We start from the raw sequence: 21078 nt of genomic DNA, 5'->3' as shown, positions 1-21078 counted from the left end.
CCCAGCCACGTCAGCGCTGGATACTCTCCAGATAGGCCAGCAACGCCGCCAGCGGCCGCGGCACCGGCGACATCACGCCATCGCCCGTATCCAGCGGCACCTCGGGCCCTTCCAGCAGCAACCCGAACTCGGGCATGTTCTGCTGCGGCAGTCGCCCGCGTGTATAGCCGTCGATGTATGAGAGCACATAGGCCCGCGGAAACGTGCCCTTGTGCCGCCGCGTGATCGTCGTCAGGTCGCTCGGCGCCCGCCCGGTCTCGGCCTTGAACTCGCGGGCCAGCTCTCCATCACCGGTCGCCGTTACGCCATGGCACATCGCGCAATTCTCCGCGAACAGCAGGGCGCCCTCGCCTGGCCCCGGCATTTCCTGGCTCATGCATCCGACCAGCGCCAGCGTGGCACCGCTGCCCGCCAGTACGCTTTTCCATCCTGCGGTCATCGCCGTCTCCCTGTTCGTCTCGGCCCTTATTCCGGTGCGGCCTGCAGCCCCTGAAGATAGGCGATCAGATCGGCAATCGCCCTGCTGGTCATCACCGGCTGGCCACTTTGCGTTTTCATCGGCGTGTCGTCACCTTCAAAGAAATCGCCGTAAACCGGCATCGGGCTGCCGTGGCTGACCAGCGGGTCGCGCCCGTCGATCCTGCGGATCACCCGCAACAGTGGAAAGGCGCCTTCATTGTCCGCCTCCAGCCGCGTCAGGTCCACCGGCTGCACCAGCAGGACCGAGGCCATCGGCCCCGCGCCCTTGCCATCCAGCCCGTGACAGGTGGCGCAATGCTGCTCATAAAGCCGCTGACCCTCGCCGGCATCCTGTGCACGCACCGCCAGCGGTACCGCCGCCAGCATCATCACACCCGCGACCAGCTGCCGCCATTTTCGTTCCATCGGCCAGATCATGGGCCTCTCCTTCAAACCATCGCCCCAAGTTTATCGAATTAACTCTAACACAACTTTCACGCCGGGCCATTTGATCCCGATCATGCCCTAGCGCTGGATCGTTTCCAGATAACCGACCAGTTCCATCAGCGCCACGGGTGTCATCAGTTCCTCGCCCTTGGGCGATACCCAGATCTGCTTGGGCCCCTCCAGCAGCGGGCCGAATTCCGGCATCACAGAAAACTCGTGCTTACCGGGATAGCCATAGACTGTCGCCATCACGAACTCGGTCGGAAACGCCCCGTCATTGCCGGCCTTCAGTACGGTCAGATCGGCTGGCGGCACCGGCAGGCCGTCGGCCATCGCCCCGTCGCCCATACCGCTTTGCCCGTGGCAGCTCGCGCAATAAAGATTGAAGGTCTGTCGCCCGGGATGCGGCGCCATGTCGGTGCAGGCCGCCACCATCGCGGCCATTGTCCCTGCCACAGCGATACTCCACGCCGTCCTGCTCATTGCTCGCGCCTTTCTTTAGCGTCTGTCATCCCACCATGGCCGCTTACCTGCACGAAATCAATGATCTGGATCATCAACCCGCCGCGTGCAAAACTCCGTGTGCACCAGATACAGGACCAGGCCATGTCTCTCACCACCGACGTCGCGCAACGCTTTCTCGACGAAAATTTCGCCCCCTGGGTCAAGGCGCTCGATCTCACCATCGCACGCATCGACGCCCGGGGCGCGACGCTCACCATGCCGGTCTCGGATCAGCTGATGCGCGTCGGCGGGATCGTCTCGGGTCAGGCGCTCGCCGCGATGGCGGATACCGCGATGGTCTTTGCCTGCGCCGGGATGCTGGGCGAGTTTCGCCCCGTCGCCACCACCAATCTCGACACCCAGTTCCTGCGCCCCGGCACCGGCGACCGCATCCGCTGCGAAGCCGAGATCGTGCGCGCCGGCAAGGCGCTGATCTTCACCCGCGCCTCCCTAATCGCCGAGCCGTCGGAAAAACCCGTGGCCACCGCGACCGCGACTTTCTTCCTACCCTGAGCTGGCCCGCACCAGCGCTCAGACCCCCGCCAGCTCCAGCGTCTGCGCCCAGACCTTGTCTTCCACCTCGATCGGGTCGGCCAGGACCTTGCCCTGCCCCGGCATCCGTGCGCCCTCGTCCAGCGCCACCCCCTCGGCCACCTGGGCCAGACGCTCCATAAACACGCCCGACAGGTCTGGGTCCATCAGCAGGTAATACTGGCCCAGATCATGCGGCGGCCCTTCGGGCGCCTTCAGCGGCTTGACGTCCCGGCTCACCACGCCGCCGGTCAGCCCCGCCGCCAGCAACTCGGCCATCAGGCCGAACCCCCAGCCCTTGTAGCCGCCCACGCTCACCAGCGACCCGCCCAGCGCGGCCTCCGGATCGGTGGTCGGCCGCCCCTCGGCATCCACGGCCCAGCCTTCCGGAATTCTCTCGCCCGCGGCCTTGGCCATGGTGATCTTGCCCAGCGCCACCGTCGTCGTCGACTGGTCGAACTGCATCGCCACGCCGCCCTTGCCGTCCGGCACCGAAAAGGCGATCGGGTTGGTGCCGATCACCCGCGTCTTGCCGCCCGGCGGCGCCACGATGGGCGAGGCATTGGTGAACCCCAGCCCGATCATACCCGCCCGCGCGATCTGGCCGGTGAAATAACCAAGGCTCGTGCAGGTATGCGCATGGCCCACCGCCAGGCTCGCCACCCCGCATTCGCGCGCCGCGGCCAGGGCCTCGGGCAACCCGCGCTCGAACGCGGGCTGGGCAAAGCCCAGCTTCGCATCCACCATCACCGCGCCCGGTTTCGGCCGCCACACCTCGGGCACGGCATCGCCTTTCACCCGGCCGCTGCGCAGCTGCTGGCAATAGCTTTCCAGGTAATACAGCCCGCAGATCCGGTTGCCGGCCGCTTCGGCCTCGCCCACCGCGTCGGCCACGCTTGCGGCGACCCAGTCCTCGGCACCGTGCGCCACCAGCGCCTTTTTCGTCTGCGCCTCGATCTCGGTCCGCGTCACGCTCACCATCTCGTCTCTCCCCATGCTCTTTCTTGGCAAAAATACTCATTTTCCCGCCGCTGCCAAACCGCGCAGGCACCGGCGGGGTGCGCCCGGCCCCGGGCACGGCGGGGTGGGTGGGTGGGCGCCGTGTCCGGGGCCGGGGCCTCAGTCCGCCACCAGCACCCCGTTTTCCATCCGCAGCACCCGGTCCATCCGCGCCGCGAGCTCCATGTTATGCGTCGCGATCAGGGCCGACAGGCCGGTGCCGCGCGCCAGCTCGATCAGAGTCTCGAACACCGTGTCCGAGGTTGCGGGATCAAGGTTGCCCGTGGGCTCGTCGGCCAGCAAGAGCCGCGGCTCATTCGCCAAGGCCCGGCAAAAGGCCACGCGCTGCTGCTCCCCGCCCGACATCGCCGCCGGGCGATGATCGGCCCGGTTGCCGATCCCCACCCGCGCCAGCAAGTCGGCGGCACGGGTCTCGGCCTCGGCCCGGCCAACGCCATTGGCCAGTTGCGGCAGCACGATGTTTTCCAGCGCGGTGAACTCCGGCAGCAGGTGGTGGAACTGGTAGATGAAACCCACCTCCTGACGCCGCACCGCGGTGCGCCGGCGATCACTCAGCCCCACCATCTCATGCCCGCCGATCCGCACCGATCCCGCATCCGCTACATCCAGCAGCCCGGCAATGTGCAACAGCGTCGATTTGCCCGCCCCCGATGGCGCCACCAGCGCCACCAGCTCGCCCTCGGCCACCCGCAGATCGGCGCCCGACAGCACCTCGACCGCGTTGGGTTTGCCCTTGTTGTAAGTCTTTTCGACCCCTTTCAGCTCCAGCGCCGCCTCACTCATAGCGCAACGCCTCCACCGGGTTCATCCGCGCCGCCCGGCGCGCCGGGAAGATGGTGACGATGAACGACAGGCCCAGCGACAAGAGCACCGCGCTCATCACGTCGCCCAGTTGCAGCTTGGCGGGCAGGAACGATATCCCCCGCACCGCCGGATCCCACACATTGCCGCCCGACAGCGCGTTTATCACGGCGAAGATCGGATCGATATAGATCGCGAAAAGGCAGCCCAGCAGCACCCCCATCGCCGTGCCGATGATGCCGGTGAAGGCCCCACAGATGAAAAACACCCGCAGAACCGATCCTTCGGTCAGCCCCATCGTGCGCAGGATGCCGATATCGCGCCCCTTGTTCTTGACCAGCATGATCAGCCCGCTAGTGATGTTCATCGCCGCGATCAGCACCAGGATCGACAGGATCACGAACATCACGTTGTCCTCGATATCCAGCGCGCGCAGGAAACTGCCGCTGGCATCGCGCCAGCTCCACAAAAGCGCCCTCTCGCCCGCCGCCTTCAGCAGCGGCACGCTCATCTCCTCGATCCTCTCGGGATCGGCCACCATCACTTCCAGCTCGTCGGCCACGCCCTCGCGGTTGAAAAACGCCTGCGCCTCGGCAAAGGGCATGTAAACCCGTGTCCGGTCGATGTCATAGCGCCCGGCGGTAAAGACATAGACCACCTCATAGGCCTTTACCCGCGGGCTGGTGCCAAAGGCGGTCTTCACCCCGTTGGGGCTGATGATCTTGATGCGGTCGCCCGCCGCCACGCCCAGTTCGCGCGCCACCCCCGATCCGATCGCAACCGCGTTGTCGCCGCCAAAGCGCTCGATATCGCCAAAGGCCGCCTGCGGCTCGACGATGCGCGGAATTGTTTTCAGGTCCGCCGCGCTGATCCCGAACACTTCGATACCTGCATTGCGCCCGCCCGCATTGGCCATCACCTGGCCCTTGACCAGCGGCGCCACGCGTTCCACGCCCGGCACGGCGCGCACCCGCTCGGCCATGTCCTCGTAATCCCGGATCGTGCGGTCGACACGTCCGCGCTCGTCCACCTGCGCCGAATTGTAGATCGTCACATGCGCATTGGCGCCCAGGATCGTGTCGACAAATTCCGCGCGAAAGCCCGACCGCACCGCCAGTGTCGCGATCAGCGCCATCACCGCCAGGGTGATGCCGATCAGGCTGATCCAGGTCATCACGCTCACGCCGCCCTCGGCCCGACGCGCCCGCAAGTATCGCCAGGCGATCATGAATTCGAAGGGGGCAAAGGGGGGTGTGCTGCCTGCCATGCCTGCTCTCAGGGTTGTTTGCGCGCAATCTGCGCCGCGGGGCGGGTCAGGTCAAGCTGATGCCGCGCCCGATGCCGGTTTCCGCCGCCTAAACAGCCGGCCCAGCAATCCCAACGCCGCGCCCACGATCGCGAAACCCGCCACGAACCCGGCGCCGCCGAACACGGCCCCCTCGAAATTCAGGGGCAGCGCCGGTTTGAACTCTTTCCACGCGGCCGCCGCAATCTCGGCATCGCCCAGGTGGCCCGCGCGATAGGCCCGCGTGAACGGCCCCGCCGCCTTCAGCGCCGCCAGGTCGCCCGACAGCCGCTCATACCGGGTGATCGTGCGCCCCATGGTTTCGGCTCGCTTTGCGCCCATCGCACCACCCTGCGCCAAGTCGGCCAGCGCCGCGCTGCGCTCCATGCCCACCGCGGCGGCATCCGCATCGAACTCGGCGACAAAGCGCGCCAGCTCGTCCACCGCGCCGCCCAGCCGCTGCACGTATTGCTGGCTGAATTCGGGAAACTGCGACAGCCCCGCCGCCCCGGCCAGTCCGCCGGCCAAAGTGATCGCTCTCAGGAACATGCTCTGCCTCGTTTTCCGCAGATCATACCAGTAATGGCGCTACCTGAATACCGCCGCGATCAGCGCCCGGTCCAATGCGCCGAAATCCTCCCAGGCGGGGCAGGTATCGACCGCCACGCTGACGCCCCACTCGCCCTGCCAGATCACCGCCCAGCTTCCGGCGTTCAGTCGCCCGGGCATGCACAGCGCCCCGGCATGCCAGAAATTCCATGCCTCGCCCGTTCTGCGCTGGAACACACCCATGCCATAGCCCGCGCCGCCCTCGACCACGATATGCGGATAGGTTTCGGGCGCTTCCGAAATCTCGCCCCCATCGCCGAACCAGCGGGCCCAGAATAACGCCTGCTCGGCAATCGGCATCTGCCAGCCGCCCCAAGCCAGGTATGCGCCCGCCCTGGGCGAGGGCGTCGCGCCTGACATTGCTCCACACTCTGCCGCGTATTGCCCACCTGTCACAGCATCATAGACGGCCCCCAGGATCGCGTAATTCTCGTTGTTATAGCGAAATGCACCTGGCGTGCCCGCCTGCCAGCCGCGCTCCAGCGCCGCCTCGGCCACCTGCCAGTGACGCGGCTCCGGGTCATCCACCCACTCGTGCATCACCGTCTGCGTGCCATCGGGCCATATCCCGGAACTGTGGGTGATCAGCTGGCCCACCGTCACCCCGGCCACGCGCGGATCGCCAAAGCGCACCCGTTCACCCAGCAGTTCGCCCAGCGTGTCGTCATAGGTCAGGCGCCCGGCCGTCACCGCCTGCGCCACGCAGACGGCGGCGATCATCTTCGACAGGCTGGCCAGCTCGACCGGGCGGTCCTCGCCCTCACGGGCAACCAAAGCGCCGCGATAGGTTACGGCGTGGGCTGTTTCCCGCGCACCGATCCCGTTCGCCCAGCTCTCAACAGCCGCGTTTACGCGGTCGATCGTGGCCCGGTCCTGCGCCCCCGCCGCACCCGCCGCCACGCCAAGGCACAGCAGCAGGGTCAGCAGGCGCGCCAGCATGCTCAGAGCCCGCGCACCAGATGACCTTCGTAGATCTTCGCCAGCTTCTTCACCGCTTCCTCGGGCGACAGCTCCTCGCTCTCGCCAGTGCGGCGGCTGGTCAGTTCCACGACGCCGTTCTTCAGGCCCCGCGGCCCCACGGTAATCCGCCACGGCAGGCCGATCAGGTCCTGAGTGGCAAACTTCGCGCCTGCACGCTCGTCAGTGTCGTCGTAAAGCGGCTCAAGGCCCACCGCCTCCATTGCCGTGCAGATCGCGTCGCAGGCCAGGTCGGCCTCCGGATCGCCCACCTTCAGGTTCACCACCCCCGCATGGAACGGCGTCACGCCCTCGGGCCAGATGATGCCCTTGTCGTCGTGGCTCGCCTCGATGATCGCGCCGACAAGGCGGCTCACCCCGATGCCGTGGCTGCCCATGTGCACCGGCACCGGCTTGCCGTCCGGGCCCTGCACAGTGGCCCCCATCGGTTCGGAATACTTGGTCCCGAAATAGAAGATCTGGCCCACTTCGATACCGCGCGCAACGCGGCGGCGCTCCTCGGGGATCTCGTTGAAGGCCGCCTCGTCATGGGTCTCGTCCGTCCGCGCGTAAAGCGAGGTGAACTCCTCCATCACCGCCCGGCACTGCTCAACGCTGTCGTAATCGATCTCGCGCTCGCCCAGGCGGATATCGGTGACGGCACTGTCATAGAACACCTCCGACTCGCCGGTTTCGGCCAGCACCAGGAATTCATGCGTGTCGTCGCCGCCAATGGGCCCGCTGTCGGCCCGCATCGGGATCGCCTGCAGCCCCATGCGCTCATAGGTGCGCAGATAGGTAACCAGGTGGCGGTTATAGGCATGCAGCGCGTCTTCCTTGGTCAGGTCGAAATTATAGCCGTCCTTCATCAGGAACTCGCGCCCCCGCATCACGCCGAAACGCGGGCGGATCTCGTCGCGGAACTTCCACTGGATATGATAGAGCGTCAGCGGCAGGTCACGGTAGGAATTCACGTGCGCGCGGAAGATATCGGTGACCAGTTCCTCGTTCGTGGGCCCGTAAAGCATGTCGCGCCCGTGCCGGTCGGTGATGCGCAGCATCTCCTCGCCATAATCGTCATAGCGTCCGCTCTCGCGCCACAGGTCGGCCGATTGCAGCGTCGGCATCAGCATCGGGATATGGCCCGCGCGCACCTGTTCCTCGTGCACGATGTTTTCCAGCTTGCGCAGCACCTTGAAGCCCAAGGGAAGCCAGGAATAGATGCCGGCACTGGCCTGCTTGATCATGCCAGCCCGCAACATCAGCCGGTGGCTGACGATCTGGGCCTCGGCGGGGTTTTCCTTGAGAACGGGAAGAAAATAGCGGGACAGGCGCATCACGAACCTCTGGTCATTTCGCATTCGATCTCCGTTTAGGCGCTTGCGCGCAGGCATACAAGCACCGCGTCCCGATCACGCGCACCTGACATCGCTTCACACACGCTTGAGGATGGTGATCCGCCCCGCCCCCTCTGCGCGTAGTGCCCACACGATCAACAGCAACGGGCTCGATCAACGGCCCTTATAGGAGGACCACAATGAAGACGTTTCTGAAGACCACTCTTGCTGCCACCGCATTTGCTGCCGCCGCAGGCGCCGCGCATGCCGGGTCGCATTCCCAATCCATCGTCGACATCGCCGCGGGCGACGACCGCTTTGAAACGCTGGTCGCCGCCGTCACCGCCGCGGGGCTTGGCGAAACGCTCGCCGGCGAAGGCCCGTTCACCGTCTTCGCCCCCACCGATGACGCCTTCGACGCCCTGCCCGCGGGCACCGTCGAAAACCTGCTCAAACCGGAAATGAAGGGCGATCTGACCAATGTGCTGATGTATCACGTGGTGCCGAGCAAGGTGATGTCGGGCGATATCGCCGCGGGCACGATGGGCGCCGACACCGCGCTTGATGGCGCCAAGGTCTGCGTGACCAAGGGTGATGACGGCGTCATGCTCGATGACGGTTCCGGCAGCATGGCCAAGGTGGTGATCGCCGATATCGAAGCCTCGAACGGCGTCATCCACGTCATCGACAAGGTGATCCTGCCGGGCAACGATCCGTCCTGCATGTAACCTGCTCGTCGCCGCCACGATCGCACCATCGCGGCGAGGACGGCAATGATCGGCAAGGTTCTTTTGCCCGGCATGCGACCCGCCTGACATCGGCGCGGTCCCCGCGGCGAAAGACGGCCCCGCCCTCCCCCGGGGGCGGGGTCTTCACGTTGCGGGCAAGCGCCGGGAAGAGCACGCCAGCCAATAAGCCCTTGAATTGCACCCGCCCAGCGGCGACATAGGGGCGGCAAGGGTAAGGAACGACATGGCACTTCCGGTTCGGGATCAGTTGAAATACTGGGGCATCGCGACGCTCGTCTTCGTGCTGGCGCTTTGGTACCTGGGCGATGTGATCCTGCCCTTCGTCCTGGGCGGCGCGGTCGCCTATTTCCTCGATCCCGTGGCCGACCGCCTAGAAGCCATGGGCGCCAGCCGCGCCGTGGCCACCGGGATCATCGCCTTTTTCGCCGTGCTGATCTTCGTCATCATGGCCCTGCTCGTCATCCCGACACTGGTCGAACAGTCGATCGCACTGTTCAACACCGCCCCACGGCTCGCGCAGGATCTTCAGGCTTTCCTGACCGAGAAATTTCCCTCGCTGATGGATGCCGACAGCACGCTGCGCAAGTCGCTGCTGACGGTGGGCGAAAAGGTGCAGGAACGCGGCGGCCAGCTTCTCGAGGCGGTGCTCAGCTCGGCCTATTCGATCATCAACATCGCGCTTCTTTTCGTCATCGTGCCCGTGGTCGCGGTCTACCTGCTCTATGACTGGGATCGCATGGTCGCCAAGATCGACGAGCTCCTGCCGCGCGACCACGCCCCGATGATCCGCGATCTGGCCGGCCAGATCGACAACGTGCTGGCCTCGTTCATTCGCGGAATGGGCACCGTCTGCCTGATCCTCGGCACCTATTACGCCGTGGCGCTGATGCTGGTGGGCCTGCAATTCGGCCTCGTTGTGGGCTTCGTCGCCGGCGCGCTCACCTTCATCCCCTATGTCGGCGCCATTCTCGGCGGCGCGCTGGCCATCGGGCTTGGGCTTTTCCAGTTCTGGGGCGACTGGATCTCGCTGGGCCTCGTCGCCGGCATCTTCGTGCTGGGCCAGGTGATCGAAGGCAACCTGCTGACCCCCAAACTCGTCGGCGGATCGGTCGGCTTGCATCCGGTCTGGCTCATTTTCGCGCTTTCGGTCTTCGGCTCGCTCTTCGGTTTTGTGGGCATGCTGGTCGCGGTGCCGCTCGCGGCTGCCATCGGCGTGCTCACCCGCTTCTTCGCCGACCGCTACCGCAAAAGCCGCCTCTACCGTGGACTGTCCGAGCGCGAGGCCGCCGCGGAGCAGGACGCCGAATAATGGCCCGGCAACTGACGTTCGACCTGCCCGCCAGAACGGCGCTCGGGCGCGAGGAGTTCTTCGTCTCGCCCGCCAATGCCACAGCCGTCGCGATGATCGAAAACTGGGCCAACTGGCCCAGCCATAAACTGGCGCTGATCGGCCCGTCGGGCGCGGGCAAGACCCATCTCGCCCATGTCTGGGCCGAATTGTCTGGCGCCGTGATCGTGCCCGCGCGCAGCCTGCCCACGCTCGACATTCCCACCCTCGCCCGCGGCAACATCGTGATCGAGGACGCCCCCGTGATCGCCGGCAATCCCCAGGCCGAAGTGGCGCTCTTCCACCTTCACAACATGGCGCTGGCCGAGGGCCATTCGCTCCTGATGACAGCCCATATCGCGCCTTCGCGCTGGGGCCTCGTTCTCCCCGATCTCAAAAGCCGCGTTGAAGGCACCTCGGCCGTCATCGTCGAAAGCCCCGATGACCAGCTTCTCTCAGCCGTGCTGATGAAGCTCTTCACCGATCGGCAGCTTTCGCCCACGCCCGACACCATTCCCTATCTTGTCCGCCATATCGACCGCAGTTTCGACATGGCCCGCCGCGTGGTCGCCGCGCTCGACGATGCCGCGCTGGAAAAAGGGCGCGAGATCAACCGCAACCTCGCCGCCGAGGTCGTGGGCGGGCTGATCGGCTAGGCGCTCCGCTTGCGCGCGCCGGCCCATGCGCCCATATCTTTCCCAACCGCCACACCAGCCGGATCATCCCACACGCATGCGCCCGCTCCTGAAAATCGCCGCCATCGCCCTGCTGACCCTGGGCATCCCTCTCACGGCAACCGCTCAGTCCACGATGCTCGAAACCTTCGAAAACACCCCCGAAACCCGCTGGCGCTTCATCGCCGATACGGTGATGGGCGGCCTCTCGCGCGGCCAGGTCTCCTTTCTTGCCGAAGGTAGCAACGCCTTCGCCCGTCTCACCGGCACCGTCAGCACCGCCAACAATGGCGGTTTCATCCAGATGCGGATGGACCTGCCCGCGCCGCCGCCCGCCGATGCCACCGGCCTGCGCCTGATCGTCCGCGGCAACGACCAGCGCTATTTCATACACCTGCGCACCGCCGGCACCGTCCTGCCCTGGCAATACTACCAGGCGGGATTCGACGCGCCCGGCGAGTGGACCGATATCCGCCTGCCATTCTCGGCTTTCAAACCCTCGGGTCGCCTGCTGCGCAACACGCCGCGCACCACCGGGATCAAATCGGTGGGCATCGTCGCCTTCGGGCGCGATCACCAGGCACAGGTCGACGTCCGCGAAATCGGTTTCTACTGAAACAGGCAGCATCTGGACATCCCCCCGCACAAGGCGCACTATCCCGATCCGCCCGTTTATGCATCTGTCGCAAAGGCTTCGTAATCGTCGCCCATGTCCAACGCTGATTTCCTCGCCGCTCCCTTTGCTGCTCCGGTCGATCTGCCCGACGTCGACATCACCGGCCCGGGCCGCTTCTACAACCGCGAACTCAGCTGGCTGGGCTTCAACTGGCGTGTGCTGGAAGAGGCCGAAAACCCCCGTGTGCCGCTTCTCGAACGGTTGCGCTTTCTCTCGATCTCGGCCACCAACCTCGATGAATTCTACACCGTCCGCGTCGCCGGCCTGCGCGAACTGGCCCGCGAAGGCGTGACCACGCCCGCCGCCGACGGCCTCTCGCCCACCGAACAGCTGGTCCTTATCAACGCAGATGCCCGCCGCCTGATGGCGCACCAGCAGGAAACCTTCGACCGCCTGACCACCGAAATGCAGCAGGCCGGCATCTCGCTCTGCACCCGCGACACGCTCAGCAAGGACGACCGCGCCTATCTCGGCGACGTGTTCCTGTCGCGTGTTTTCCCGGTGCTCTCGCCGCTGGCGATCGACCCGGCACATCCCTTTCCCTTCATCCCCAACACCGGCTTTGCCCTGGCGCTTCAGCTCGAACGCAAAACCGACAAGCGCGAGTTGAAGGCGCTCCTGCCGATCCCGCAGCAGATCGACCGCTTTGTGCGCTTGCCCGCCGCCGATGGCACCCACCGCTTCCTGCCGCTCGAAGACCTGCTGCTCGAACATATCTCTTCGCTCTTTCCCGGCTATACGCTCCGGGGCCATTGCGCCTTCCGCGTCTTGCGCGACAGCGATCTCGAGGTCGAGGAAGAGGCCGAAGACCTGGTGCGCGAGTTTGAAACCGCCCTGAAGCGCCGCCGCCGTGGCGAGGTGGTGCGCATGAAAATCTCCGCCGATGCACCACCTGCCCTGCTCGAACTCATCAAGCGCGAACTGCACGTCACCGACGACGAGATCGTCGAGATCGACGGGCTGATCGGCATCGCCGACCTGGGCCAGCTGGTGCTCGACGAACGCCCCGACCTGCTCTGGCCCTCCTTCACGCCCCGCGTGCCCGAACGGGTGCAGGATTTCGATGGCGACATGTTCGCCGCCATCCGGCAAAAGGACATGCTGTTGCACCACCCCTACGAAACCTTCGACATGGTGGTGCGCTTCCTGAAGCAGGCCGCCGCCGATCCTGACGTGGTGGCGATAAAGCAGACGCTCTACCGCACATCCCGCGACAGCCCGATCGTCGAGGCGCTCTGCGAAGCCGCCGAAGACGGCAAATCCGTAACGGCGCTGGTCGAGCTCAAGGCCCGCTTCGACGAGGCCGCCAATATCCGCCAGTCGCGCCGGCTGGAACGCTCGGGCGCGCATGTTGTCTACGGGTTCCTCGACCTCAAGACCCACGCCAAGATTTCCACCGTGGTGCGCCGCGAAGGCGACCGGCTGGTCACCTACACCCATTACGGCACTGGCAACTATCACCCGATCACCGCGCGCATCTATACCGACCTGTCGCTTTTCACCTGCGATCCGGCACTTGGCCGCGACGCCACCAAGGTGTTCAACTACCTCTCGGGCTATGCCCAGCCTGAGGCGCTGGAAAACCTCTCGATCTCACCGCTCAGCCTGAAACCCAAGCTTCTTGAAATGATCGCCGCCGAGATCGAGCACGCCAAGGCCGGCAAGCCCGCTGAAATCTGGGCCAAGATGAACGCGCTCATCGATTCCGAGGTGATCGACGCCCTTTATGCCGCCTCTCAGGCGGGCGTGAAAATCTCGCTCGTGGTGCGCGGCATCTGCGGGCTTCGCCCCGGCATCAAGGGCCTGTCGGAAAACATCCGTGTCAAATCCATCATCGGCCGCTTCCTGGAACATTCGCGCATCGTCTGCTTCGGCAACGGCAAGGGCCTGCCGCACAAGAAGGCGCGCGTGTTCATCTCGTCGGCTGACTGGATGGGCCGCAACCTCAACCGCCGCGTGGAAACCCTGGTCGAGATTCAGAACCCGACCGTCAAGGCGCAGATCACCGAACAGATCATGGCCGCCAACATGGCTGATGTCGCGCAAAGCTGGGTCATGGCCCCCGATGGCCATTTCTCCCGGGCAAGGCTACCCGAAGACAGCCTCGCCTTCTCGGCCCACCGCTTCTTCATGGAGCATCCCTCGCTTTCCGGACGCGGCTCCGCCGGCGCCTCGGACGTGCCGCAGCTGACCCATAGCGAGGATTGAGGCCACGCGGGGGCTGAAACCGGCAATTGCGATTGAATCCGGTCAGAGAAAAGCCCATTTCTGACGGAAACACCTTACTTGCAACTGCTAAGAGCTGTTTCAACGCATGGGGAAAATTCCGCCTTTCTTCGAGCACGCCGAACGCGTTCTCCGATGCCGGTCGATTGAGGAAGTCTGGGACCTCCACCTGGAAAAAATGAAGGACTACGGCTTCGATCGCCTGATCTATGGCACGACCAATCTTTGGACCCATGGCGCCTGGGGTGACGTGTCCGACATGCTGTTTCTCAGCAGTTACGAACAGGAAGTCACGGATGTCATTGTGCGCGGCGGACTGAACAACAGGGCTGCCGTCGTGCCGCGTGAGAAATACGAACCGGGCGCGCACAGTTGGCGCGCGTTCGCCGAGCGGGAAAAAACCGGAGACCTGACCGAGGCTGAACAGGAACTCAGCACCTTGCGTGCCAAATGGGGAATCGTCGCGGGCTATACGATCTGGTTCGACGAATTCAACCAACGTAGCAGGAGTGTCATCGGATTGTGTGCCCGCCGGGGGCTGTCGCAAGATGATGTCGATGCCCTCTGGAACGAGAAGGGCCACGAGATTTTCCTTCTCAACAACCTCATGCATCTGAAGATTTCGCAGATGCCCCATGCCGGCCAGCGCAATCCTCTGTCGCCGCGGCAACGCGAGGTCCTGCAGTGGGTGGCGGATGGCAAGACCGTGAACGACATCGCCAAACTCATGAAGCTCAGCTCTGTCACGGTTGAAAAGCACCTGCGGCTGGCGCGCGAAAGACTGGGCGTCGAGACGACGGGTCAGGCCGTGCAGAAAGCCTCGCTTCAGAAACAGCTCTTCGTGATCGAGCATGCGAACAACCGTGCCTGAGGCGTACGGCACGGCCATGCAGGCCGGGTGTCACTCACGGCCGGGGCGTTCGTCCCGCACCGGCTTGTATTGATCCACGGGCGTGCAGGTCCCGTAACACCAGTAGTGAAAGGAGGCCCCCATGCTTCGCATATTGGCCCTGACAGTCGCCATCCTTCTGGGCACCCAGGCCCAGGCGCTCGATCTCGACGCGCCGTTCGACAATATCGACGGCGGCACGCTTTCGATCTCGCAATGGGCGGGCCAGCCGGTGCTGGTGGTGAACACCGCCTCGCAATGCGGCTTCACCCCGCAATATGACGGGCTGCAGAAGCTCTATGACCGCTACCGCGATCGCGGCCTTGTCGTGCTCGCCGTCCCGTCGGATGATTTCAGGCAGGAGCTTTCCAGCGACGCCGCGGTCAAGGAATTCTGCGACGTGCAGTTCGGCCTCGACATGCCGATGACCACCATTACCCATGTGCGTGGCGGCAAGGCGCACCCGTTCTACCGAACGCTGCGCGCCGAAACCGGGTTCGAGCCGGGCTGGAATTTCAACAAGGTGCTGATCGGCCCCGATGGCCGCGTGGTCAAAACCTACGGCTCCCCGGTCAAACCGCTGTCCCCCGCGATCACCCGGCAGATCGAGGCGCTGCTGGCCCGCTGACGGGCCTCACAGCTGGCGCGCGGCCCCGATCACCGCGTCATCCAGCCCCGCGCCGCCCTCCTCGACATAGGTCTTCAGCTGCGCGCGCATCCGCGGCTCCCAGAAATCACGCAGGTGGCTTGCCACCTTCTCGGCGGCATCCTGGCCCGGCTGGGTCTTGAAGAACGTGGCGATCTGGTTCGCCATCCGAACCATTTTCTCAGGCGACATCCGTTACCTCGTCGATAATGCGATGGGGGTGGGCATAAAGGTCGAACCCGCCGCCGCGGGCAAAGGCGGCCAGAGTCATGCCCGCCCCCTCGGCCAGGCGCAGCGCATGCGCCGTGGGCGCCGACACGGCGATCATCACCGGGCAGCCCGCCATCGCGCCCTTCTGGATCAGCTCGACCGACAGGCGCGAGGTCATCACGAAGGCGCCCTCGGCCGGGTCGATCCCGGCGCGCTGCAACCCGCCGATCAGCTTGTCGAGCGCGTTGTGCCGGCCCACGTCCTCGCGCGCCATCACGATGCCCCCGCCCGGGCGCAGGAAGCCCGCGGCATGGGTCGCTCGCGTGCGGTCATGCAGCGGCTGGTGGCCACGCAGCGCATCGGTCGCGCCCGCCACCTCGGCCCGGCTCAGGCGCACGCCGCGCCCGCCGACCTGCGGCAACGCGCGGCTGGCCTCTTCCAGGCTGTCGATCCCGCACAGGCCACAGCCCACCGGCCCGGCCATCGCCCGGCGCCGCCGGCCCAGCGCGCCGGCGCGCTCCTCACTCAGCCAGGCGCGCGCCTCGATGCCCGCCTCGTGATGCACCACCTCAAAGCTTTCGAACTCGTCCGCGCGCTCCACCACGCCCTCGGTCAGGGCAAACCCCAGCGCGAAATCCTCGATATCGGCGGGTGTCGCCATCATCACCGCGTGGCTCGTGCCGTTATAGACCATCGCCACTGGCACCTCCTCGGGCAGCGCCCGGTGCACGGCAAAGGCGCCATCGCCCTGATGCGACCGGCCCGGAATGCTCTGTGCGCGCTTGAACGGCATGGCGCTCACTCCGCCGCCGGCAGGATACGCCGGGCCTTCTCGGCCTGCGCGGCGTAATCCTCCTGCCAGTCCGTCGGCCCGTTCGACGGGCTCACCTGCACCGCCGTCACCTTGTATTCCGGGCAGTTGGTGGCCCAGTCGGAATAGTCCGTGGTCACCACGTTGGCCTGCGTGTCGGGATGGTGGAAGGTGGTGTAAACAACGCCCGGGCTCACCCGGTCGGTGATATGCGCGCGCAGTGTCGTCTCTCCCGAGCGTGACGCCAGCCTGATCCAGTCGCCATCCTTGACCCCGCGGTTTTCCGCGTCATGGGCGTGGATTTCCAGGATATCCTGATCGTGCCAGACCACGTTCTCGGTGCGCCGTGTCTGCGCCCCCACGTTGTACTGGCTCAGGATCCGCCCGGTGGTCAGCAACAGCGGGAAACGCGGGCCGGTCTTTTCATCGGTCGCCACGTATTCGGTGACGATGAACCGCCCCTTGCCGCGCACGAACCCGTCCACATGCATCAGCGGCGTGCCGTCCGGGTGCGCCTCGTTGCAGGGCCACTGGATGCTGCCCTTTTCCTCAAGTGCCTCGTAACTCACGCCCGCAAAGGACGGGGTGGTCTCGGCGATCTCGGCCATGATCTGGCTGGGATGGGTATAATTCCAGCCCGCGCCCATCGCATTGGCCAGCATCTGGGTCACTTCCCAGTCCGCGTAGCCGTTCATCGGCTTCATCACTTCGCGCACGCGGTTGATCCGGCGTTCGGCATTGGTGAACGTCCCGTCCTTCTCCAGGAAGGTCGAGCCGGGCAGGAACACATGCGCGTAATTGGCGGTTTCGTTCAGAAACAGGTCATGCACGATGACGCATTCCATCGCCGCCAGCCCCGCGGCCACGTGTTTCGTGTCCGGGTCCGATTGCAGGATGTCCTCGCCCTGGCAGTAAAGCCCCTTGAAGGTGCCATCCACCGCCGCATCCAGCATGTTGGGGATGCGCAGCCCCGGCTCCGGGTCGATCTCCACGCCCCAGGCCTCCTCGAAAATCTTGCGCACCTCGGGCAGTTTCACATGGCGATAGCCCGGCAATTCATGCGGGAAACTTCCCATGTCACAGCTGCCCTGCACGTTGTTCTGCCCGCGCAGCGGGTTCACGCCCACGCCCTTGCGGCCCACGTTGCCGGTCAGCATCGCCAGGTTGGCGATCCCCATCACCGTGGTCGAGCCCTGGCTGTGCTCGGTCACGCCCAGCCCGTAATAGATCGCCCCATTGCCGCCGGTCGCGAACAGACGCGCCGCCGCGCGCAGCTCGTCCGCCGGCACGCCGGTCAGCATCTCGGTCGCTTCCGGGCTGTGGCGCGCATCGCTCACGAACTCCGCATAGTCCTGGAATTCGTCCCAGTCACAGCGCTCGCGGATATAGGCCTCGTCATAGAGCTTCTCGGTCACGATCGTATGGGCCAGCGCGGTCACCACCGCGACGTTGGTGCCGGGGCGCAGCGGCAGGTGATGCGCCGCCTCGATATGCGCGGATTTCACCAGGTCGATCCGCCGCGGGTCGATCACGATCAGTTTCGCGCCCTGCCGCAGGCGTTTCTTCAACCGGCTGGCAAAGACCGGGTGGCCGTCGGTGGGGTTGGCGCCGATCACGATCACCACGTCGGTATGTTCGACACTGTCGAAGTCCTGCGTGCCCGCACTGGTGCCAAAGGTCTGGCCCAACCCGTAGCCGGTGGGCGAATGGCAGACCCGCGCGCAGGTGTCGGTGTTGTTGTTGCCGAACACCGCCCGGGTCAGCTTCTGCACTAGGAAGGTCTCCTCGTTGGTGCAGCGGCTCGAGGTGATGACCCCGATGCTCTTCTTCCCGTATTTTTCCTGCAGCCCGCGCATCCGCGCGGCGGCAAAGCTCAGCGCCTCGTCCCAGCTCACCTCGCGCCACGGCTCGTCGATGCTGTCGCGGATCATAGGGTGCAGGATCCGGTCGCGGTGGGTGGCATAGCCATAGGCGAACCGCCCCTTCACGCAGCTATGGCCGCGGTTGGCCTTGCCATGCTTGTAGGGCACCATCCGCACCAGCTGGTCGCCCTGTATCTCGGCCTTGAACGAACAGCCCACCCCGCAATAGGCGCAGGTGGTCACGACCGAGCGGTCCGGCGTGCCCATCTCGATCACGCTCTTTTCCTGCAGGGTCGCGGTCGGGCAGGCCTGAACGCAGGCGCCGCAGCTGACGCAATCGGAGGAGAGGAAATCGTCGGCTGCGCCGCCCGCGCTCACACGGCTGTCAAAGCCGCGCCCCGCGATGGTCAGCGCGAACGTGCCCTGCACTTCCTCGCAGGCGCGCACGCAGCGCGAACAGACGATGCACTTGCTGGGATCATAGGTGAAATAGGGGTTGCTCTCGTCTTTGGGCATCCATTGCGCATTCGCCTCGCCTGAGGTGTTGCGCGCCTCGAAATGGTTGGCCAGCCCCGCATTCCCGGGCGCGGTATAGCGCACGTCGCGCAACCCCACGGCGCCGGCCATGTCCTGCAGCTCGCAATCGCCATTGGCCGCGCAGGTCAGGCAGTCCAGCGGGTGATCGCTGATGTAAAGCTCCATCACGCCCTTGCGGATCTTGCGCACTTTGCTGGATTGCGTGTGCACCACCATCCCCTCGGCCACCGGCGTCGTGCACGAGGCCGGCGTGCCCCGCCGTCCCTCGATCTCCACCACGCACAGCCGGCACGAGCCGAACGCCTCAACGCTGTCGGTGGCGCACAGCTTGGGCACCTGGATGCCCGCTTCGGCCGCCGCCCGCATCACGGACGTGCCCTCGGGCACCGTCACCTCGAACCCGTCGATGCTCAGCGTCACCGGCGCGCCCTCTTTCGCGGGCGTGCCCATGTCACGATCGTCCCAGGGGATGATGAAATCCTTCATTCCGCAGCCTCCTTCTGGCCCGTGAACTCGTCCGGGAAATGCGTCAGCGCCGACATCACCGGGAACGGCGTGAAGCCCCCCAGCGCGCAGAGCGAGCCCTCCTTCATCGTCTCGCACAGATCGCTCAGGAGCGGCACCGCGCCCGCATCGCCCGCCGCGATCCGGTCGATCGTCTCGACACCGCGTACCGCGCCGATCCGGCAGGGCGTGCACTTGCCACAGCTCTCCACTGCGCAGAACTCCATGGCGAACCGCGCCATCTTCAGCATGTCGGCGCTATCGTCGAACACCACCAGCCCGGCATGGCCCAGAAGCCCGCCTTCCGCGTCCAGTTCCTCATAACCCAGCGGCGCATCGAATTTCGACACCGGCAGGTAGGCGCCCAGCGGCCCGCCCACCTGCACCGCCTTCACCGGCCGCCCGGTGGCGGTGCCGTCGCCCAGCTCGTTCACCACCTCGCCCAGGCTGATGCCGAAGGCGGTCTCGAAAAGCCCGCCCCGCGCCACGTTGCCCGCGATCTGCAAGGTCACCGTGCCGCGCGACCGGCCCAGCCCGAAATCCGCATAGGCCTGCGCGCCCTTCTCGAAAATCACCGGCACCGTGGCCAGCGAAATCACGTTGTTCACCACCGTCGGCCGGCCCAGGAACCCCTCCAGCGCCGGCAGCGGCGGTTTCGCGCGCACAACGCCCCGCTTGCCCTCCAGCGAATTCAGAAGCGAAGTTTCCTCGCCGCAGACATAGGCGCCCGCGCCCACGCGGATCTCCATGTCGAATGCCCGGCCCGATCCCAGCACATCGGCCCCCAGCACCCGCGCATGCCGCGCGATCTCGACGGCGCGGCGCATCACCCGGATCGCATCCGGGTATTCCGAGCGCAGATAGACATAGCCCTTGGTGGCCCCCACGCCGAGCCCGGCAATCGCCATGCCCTCGATCAGGGTAAAGGGGTCGCCCTCCATGATCATCCGGTCGGCAAAGGTGCCGCTGTCGCCCTCGTCGGCATTGCAGACGATGTATTTCTGCGCCGCCTCGGCGTCATGCACCGTCTGCCACTTGATACCGGTGGGAAAGCCCGCGCCGCCGCGGCCGCGCAGCCCGCTTTCTTTCACCTCGTCCACGATCTGCTGGCCGCTCATCGCCGCCGCGCGGCGTAGCCCGGCCAGCCCGCCATGCGCCTCGTACTCGGCCAGTGACAGCGGGTCGATCACGCCCACCCGCGCGAATGTCAGCCGCGTCTGCCGCTTCATCCAGTCCAGGTCTTCGACCGGGCCCAGCGCCTTGGCGCTGTCGCCCGACAGGATACCCACCGCATCGCCGGGCTCGGCCGGGCCATAGCCGTGGCGCACCCCGTCGATCTCGACCTCGACCAGCGGTTCCAGCCAGATCATCCCGCGCGTGCCGTTGCGGATGATCTCGACATCCATGCCCTGCGCCTCGGCCTCGGCCGCCAGCGCCCTGGTCACCGCGTCGGCCCCCAGCGCCTTCGCGGCGCTGTCTATCGGAACCCAGATCTTCATGCCCCGGCCTCCGTCAGCATTTCGTCCATCCGCGCCGTGTCCACGCGGCCCACCACCCGGTCATCCATCATCGCCGCGGGCGCGCAGGCGCACAGGCCCAGGCAATAAACCGGCTCAACCGTCACCGCGCCGTTTTTCGTGGTGCCGTGCCAGTCCAGCCCCAGCTTACTCAGCGTCGCCTCGGCCAGCGCCTCGCCGCCCACCGCCTGGCAGGCCTCGGCGCGGCAGATCTTCAGCACGTGCCGGCCCGCCGGTTTCTCGCGGAAATCATGGTAGAAACTGATCACGCCATGCAGTTCCGCGCGGCTGATGTTCAGCGCCTCGGCAATCGGCGCATGCGCCTCGGCCGGGATATGGCCGAACGCCTCCTGGATGCCGTGCAGCATCGGCAGAAGCGGCCCTTCAAGATGCAGATGCGCGTCTATGATCTGCCGGAGTTCCTCCAGCGACGCGGCGGACATGTCTGATGCCATGGCAGGTTCGTCCTTTCCTTTGGCGCAGTATCCCATTTCGGACCG

Annotated in this window: 22 protein-coding genes; 8 read left to right on the top strand and 14 right to left on the bottom strand. The window is 65.8% G+C overall.

From position 1 onward, the window contains the following. Positions 1–10: 10 nt before the first annotated feature. The 3 genes from E0501_RS02650 to E0501_RS02640 form a co-directional block, all read right to left on the bottom strand. Positions 11–439 carry a c-type cytochrome gene (locus E0501_RS02650; RefSeq protein ID WP_137699794.1) on the bottom strand — a complete coding sequence of 143 codons (429 nt, stop codon included), beginning with the start codon at positions 437–439 and terminating at the stop codon, positions 11–13. 26 nt (positions 440–465) lie between these two features. Continuing rightward, a complete protein-coding gene (locus E0501_RS02645) occupies positions 466–897 on the bottom strand; it encodes a c-type cytochrome (protein ID WP_407943395.1) in 432 nt (143 codons plus the stop codon). Positions 898–984: 87 nt separating this feature from the next. Then, positions 985–1389, bottom strand: coding sequence for a c-type cytochrome (locus E0501_RS02640; RefSeq protein ID WP_137699793.1), 405 nt, complete (start codon positions 1387–1389; stop codon positions 985–987). A 123-nt stretch (positions 1390–1512) separates the two neighbouring features. Here E0501_RS02640 and E0501_RS02635 point away from each other — a divergent pair, with 123 nt between their 5' ends. Further along, positions 1513–1923, top strand: coding sequence for a PaaI family thioesterase (locus E0501_RS02635; RefSeq protein ID WP_137699792.1), 411 nt, complete (start codon positions 1513–1515; stop codon positions 1921–1923). An 18-nt stretch (positions 1924–1941) separates the two neighbouring features. Here the strand turns inward: E0501_RS02635 and E0501_RS02630 are convergent, their stop codons facing one another. The 6 genes from E0501_RS02630 to proS all read right to left on the bottom strand — a co-directional run bounded on the left by E0501_RS02630 (position 1942) and on the right by proS (position 7950). Beyond that, on the bottom strand, positions 1942–2937 hold the full coding sequence (locus E0501_RS02630; protein WP_407943394.1) for an Ldh family oxidoreductase: 996 nt from the start codon (positions 2935–2937) through the stop codon (positions 1942–1944). A gap of 123 nt (positions 2938–3060) precedes the next feature. Further along, positions 3061–3744 carry an ABC transporter ATP-binding protein gene (locus E0501_RS02625; protein WP_137699791.1) on the bottom strand — a complete coding sequence of 228 codons (684 nt, stop codon included), beginning with the start codon at positions 3742–3744 and terminating at the stop codon, positions 3061–3063. Next, positions 3737–5029, bottom strand: a complete 1293-nt coding sequence (locus E0501_RS02620; RefSeq protein WP_137699790.1) for a lipoprotein-releasing ABC transporter permease subunit — start codon at positions 5027–5029, stop codon at positions 3737–3739. The genes E0501_RS02625 and E0501_RS02620 overlap by 8 nt, the downstream gene beginning before the upstream one ends. A 51-nt stretch (positions 5030–5080) precedes the next feature. Beyond that, the gene (locus E0501_RS02615) at positions 5081–5596 is read right to left on the bottom strand and encodes a DUF2937 family protein (RefSeq protein ID WP_137699789.1); all 516 of its coding nucleotides are present in this window, start codon (positions 5594–5596) and stop codon (positions 5081–5083) included. A gap of 39 nt (positions 5597–5635) precedes the next feature. Further along, positions 5636–6595, bottom strand: coding sequence for a serine hydrolase domain-containing protein (locus tag E0501_RS02610; protein ID WP_137699788.1), 960 nt, complete (start codon positions 6593–6595; stop codon positions 5636–5638). Between the two features lie 2 nt (positions 6596–6597). After that, on the bottom strand, positions 6598–7950 hold the full coding sequence (proS, locus tag E0501_RS02605; RefSeq protein WP_137699787.1) for a proline--tRNA ligase: 1353 nt from the start codon (positions 7948–7950) through the stop codon (positions 6598–6600). Positions 7951–8150: 200 nt separating this feature from the next. On the opposite strand from proS, the gene E0501_RS02600 reads away from it, so the two are divergent. The 7 genes from E0501_RS02600 (at position 8151) to E0501_RS02570 (ending at position 15119) form a co-directional block, all read left to right on the top strand. Then, entirely contained in the window at positions 8151–8678 is a 528-nt protein-coding gene (locus tag E0501_RS02600; RefSeq protein ID WP_137699786.1) for a fasciclin domain-containing protein, read from the top strand. 244 nt (positions 8679–8922) lie between these two features. Next, positions 8923–10008 carry an AI-2E family transporter gene (locus tag E0501_RS02595; RefSeq protein WP_137699785.1) on the top strand — a complete coding sequence of 362 codons (1086 nt, stop codon included), beginning with the start codon at positions 8923–8925 and terminating at the stop codon, positions 10006–10008. After that, positions 10008–10682, top strand: coding sequence for a P-loop NTPase family protein (locus tag E0501_RS02590; RefSeq protein WP_137699784.1), 675 nt, complete (start codon positions 10008–10010; stop codon positions 10680–10682). Before E0501_RS02595 ends, E0501_RS02590 begins: the two co-directional genes overlap by 1 nt. Positions 10683–10707: 25 nt before the next feature. After that, on the top strand, positions 10708–11316 hold the full coding sequence (locus E0501_RS02585; RefSeq protein ID WP_235857729.1) for a CIA30 family protein: 609 nt from the start codon (positions 10708–10710) through the stop codon (positions 11314–11316). A gap of 93 nt (positions 11317–11409) precedes the next feature. Next, the gene (locus E0501_RS02580) at positions 11410–13584 is read left to right on the top strand and encodes an RNA degradosome polyphosphate kinase (protein ID WP_137699783.1); all 2175 of its coding nucleotides are present in this window, start codon (positions 11410–11412) and stop codon (positions 13582–13584) included. A 106-nt stretch (positions 13585–13690) separates the two neighbouring features. Then, entirely contained in the window at positions 13691–14473 is a 783-nt protein-coding gene (locus E0501_RS02575; RefSeq protein ID WP_137699782.1) for a helix-turn-helix transcriptional regulator, read from the top strand. Positions 14474–14594: 121 nt separating this feature from the next. Beyond that, positions 14595–15119 carry a glutathione peroxidase gene (locus E0501_RS02570; RefSeq protein ID WP_137699781.1) on the top strand — a complete coding sequence of 175 codons (525 nt, stop codon included), beginning with the start codon at positions 14595–14597 and terminating at the stop codon, positions 15117–15119. A gap of 6 nt (positions 15120–15125) precedes the next feature. Here the strand turns inward: E0501_RS02570 and E0501_RS02565 are convergent, their stop codons facing one another. The 5 genes from E0501_RS02565 to E0501_RS02545 are packed head-to-tail and all read right to left on the bottom strand — an operon-like array spanning position 15126 to position 21033. After that, on the bottom strand, positions 15126–15329 hold the full coding sequence (locus E0501_RS02565) for a formate dehydrogenase subunit delta (protein WP_137699780.1): 204 nt from the start codon (positions 15327–15329) through the stop codon (positions 15126–15128). Then, positions 15319–16140, bottom strand: coding sequence for a formate dehydrogenase accessory sulfurtransferase FdhD (gene fdhD, locus E0501_RS02560; RefSeq protein WP_137699779.1), 822 nt, complete (start codon positions 16138–16140; stop codon positions 15319–15321). Before fdhD ends, E0501_RS02565 begins: the two co-directional genes overlap by 11 nt. Before the next feature lie 5 nt (positions 16141–16145). Then, on the bottom strand, positions 16146–19043 hold the full coding sequence (gene fdhF / locus E0501_RS02555) for a formate dehydrogenase subunit alpha (RefSeq protein WP_137699778.1): 2898 nt from the start codon (positions 19041–19043) through the stop codon (positions 16146–16148). Continuing rightward, positions 19040–20560 (bottom strand): formate dehydrogenase beta subunit, encoded by a 1521-nt coding sequence (locus E0501_RS02550; protein WP_137699777.1) that lies wholly within the window; start codon positions 20558–20560, stop codon positions 19040–19042. Before E0501_RS02550 ends, fdhF begins: the two co-directional genes overlap by 4 nt. Continuing rightward, positions 20557–21033, bottom strand: coding sequence for a formate dehydrogenase subunit gamma (locus E0501_RS02545; protein ID WP_407943393.1), 477 nt, complete (start codon positions 21031–21033; stop codon positions 20557–20559). Before E0501_RS02545 ends, E0501_RS02550 begins: the two co-directional genes overlap by 4 nt. Positions 21034–21078 lie beyond the last annotated feature (45 nt).

Source organism: Marimonas lutisalis, assembly GCF_005434965.1.
Taxonomy (GTDB): Bacteria; Pseudomonadota; Alphaproteobacteria; order Rhodobacterales; family Rhodobacteraceae; genus Marimonas_A; species Marimonas_A lutisalis.
This window is presented reverse-complemented; position numbering and strand designations above follow the sequence as displayed.

Excerpts from the sequence above, each read along its gene's own strand:
- E0501_RS02650 (WP_137699794.1), bottom strand. The coding sequence starts at position 439 with ATGACCGCAGGATGGAAAAGCGTACTGGCGGGCAGCGGTGCCACGCTG.
- E0501_RS02645 (WP_407943395.1), bottom strand. The coding sequence starts at position 897 with ATGATCTGGCCGATGGAACGAAAATGGCGGCAGCTGGTCGCGGGTGTG.
- E0501_RS02640 (WP_137699793.1), bottom strand. The coding sequence starts at position 1,389 with ATGAGCAGGACGGCGTGGAGTATCGCTGTGGCAGGGACAATGGCCGCG.
- E0501_RS02635 (WP_137699792.1), top strand. The coding sequence starts at position 1,513 with ATGTCTCTCACCACCGACGTCGCGCAACGCTTTCTCGACGAAAATTTC.
- E0501_RS02630 (WP_407943394.1), bottom strand. The coding sequence starts at position 2,937 with ATGGGGAGAGACGAGATGGTGAGCGTGACGCGGACCGAGATCGAGGCG.
- E0501_RS02625 (WP_137699791.1), bottom strand. The coding sequence starts at position 3,744 with ATGAGTGAGGCGGCGCTGGAGCTGAAAGGGGTCGAAAAGACTTACAAC.
- E0501_RS02620 (WP_137699790.1), bottom strand. The coding sequence starts at position 5,029 with ATGGCAGGCAGCACACCCCCCTTTGCCCCCTTCGAATTCATGATCGCC.
- E0501_RS02615 (WP_137699789.1), bottom strand. The coding sequence starts at position 5,596 with ATGTTCCTGAGAGCGATCACTTTGGCCGGCGGACTGGCCGGGGCGGCG.
- E0501_RS02610 (WP_137699788.1), bottom strand. The coding sequence starts at position 6,595 with ATGCTGGCGCGCCTGCTGACCCTGCTGCTGTGCCTTGGCGTGGCGGCG.
- proS (WP_137699787.1), bottom strand. The coding sequence starts at position 7,950 with ATGCGCCTGTCCCGCTATTTTCTTCCCGTTCTCAAGGAAAACCCCGCC.
- E0501_RS02600 (WP_137699786.1), top strand. The coding sequence starts at position 8,151 with ATGAAGACGTTTCTGAAGACCACTCTTGCTGCCACCGCATTTGCTGCC.
- E0501_RS02595 (WP_137699785.1), top strand. The coding sequence starts at position 8,923 with ATGGCACTTCCGGTTCGGGATCAGTTGAAATACTGGGGCATCGCGACG.
- E0501_RS02590 (WP_137699784.1), top strand. The coding sequence starts at position 10,008 with ATGGCCCGGCAACTGACGTTCGACCTGCCCGCCAGAACGGCGCTCGGG.
- E0501_RS02585 (WP_235857729.1), top strand. The coding sequence starts at position 10,708 with ATGCGCCCATATCTTTCCCAACCGCCACACCAGCCGGATCATCCCACA.
- E0501_RS02580 (WP_137699783.1), top strand. The coding sequence starts at position 11,410 with ATGTCCAACGCTGATTTCCTCGCCGCTCCCTTTGCTGCTCCGGTCGAT.
- E0501_RS02575 (WP_137699782.1), top strand. The coding sequence starts at position 13,691 with ATGGGGAAAATTCCGCCTTTCTTCGAGCACGCCGAACGCGTTCTCCGA.
- E0501_RS02570 (WP_137699781.1), top strand. The coding sequence starts at position 14,595 with ATGCTTCGCATATTGGCCCTGACAGTCGCCATCCTTCTGGGCACCCAG.
- E0501_RS02565 (WP_137699780.1), bottom strand. The coding sequence starts at position 15,329 with ATGTCGCCTGAGAAAATGGTTCGGATGGCGAACCAGATCGCCACGTTC.
- fdhD (WP_137699779.1), bottom strand. The coding sequence starts at position 16,140 with ATGCCGTTCAAGCGCGCACAGAGCATTCCGGGCCGGTCGCATCAGGGC.
- fdhF (WP_137699778.1), bottom strand. The coding sequence starts at position 19,043 with ATGAAGGATTTCATCATCCCCTGGGACGATCGTGACATGGGCACGCCC.
- E0501_RS02550 (WP_137699777.1), bottom strand. The coding sequence starts at position 20,560 with ATGAAGATCTGGGTTCCGATAGACAGCGCCGCGAAGGCGCTGGGGGCC.
- E0501_RS02545 (WP_407943393.1), bottom strand. The coding sequence starts at position 21,033 with ATGGCATCAGACATGTCCGCCGCGTCGCTGGAGGAACTCCGGCAGATC.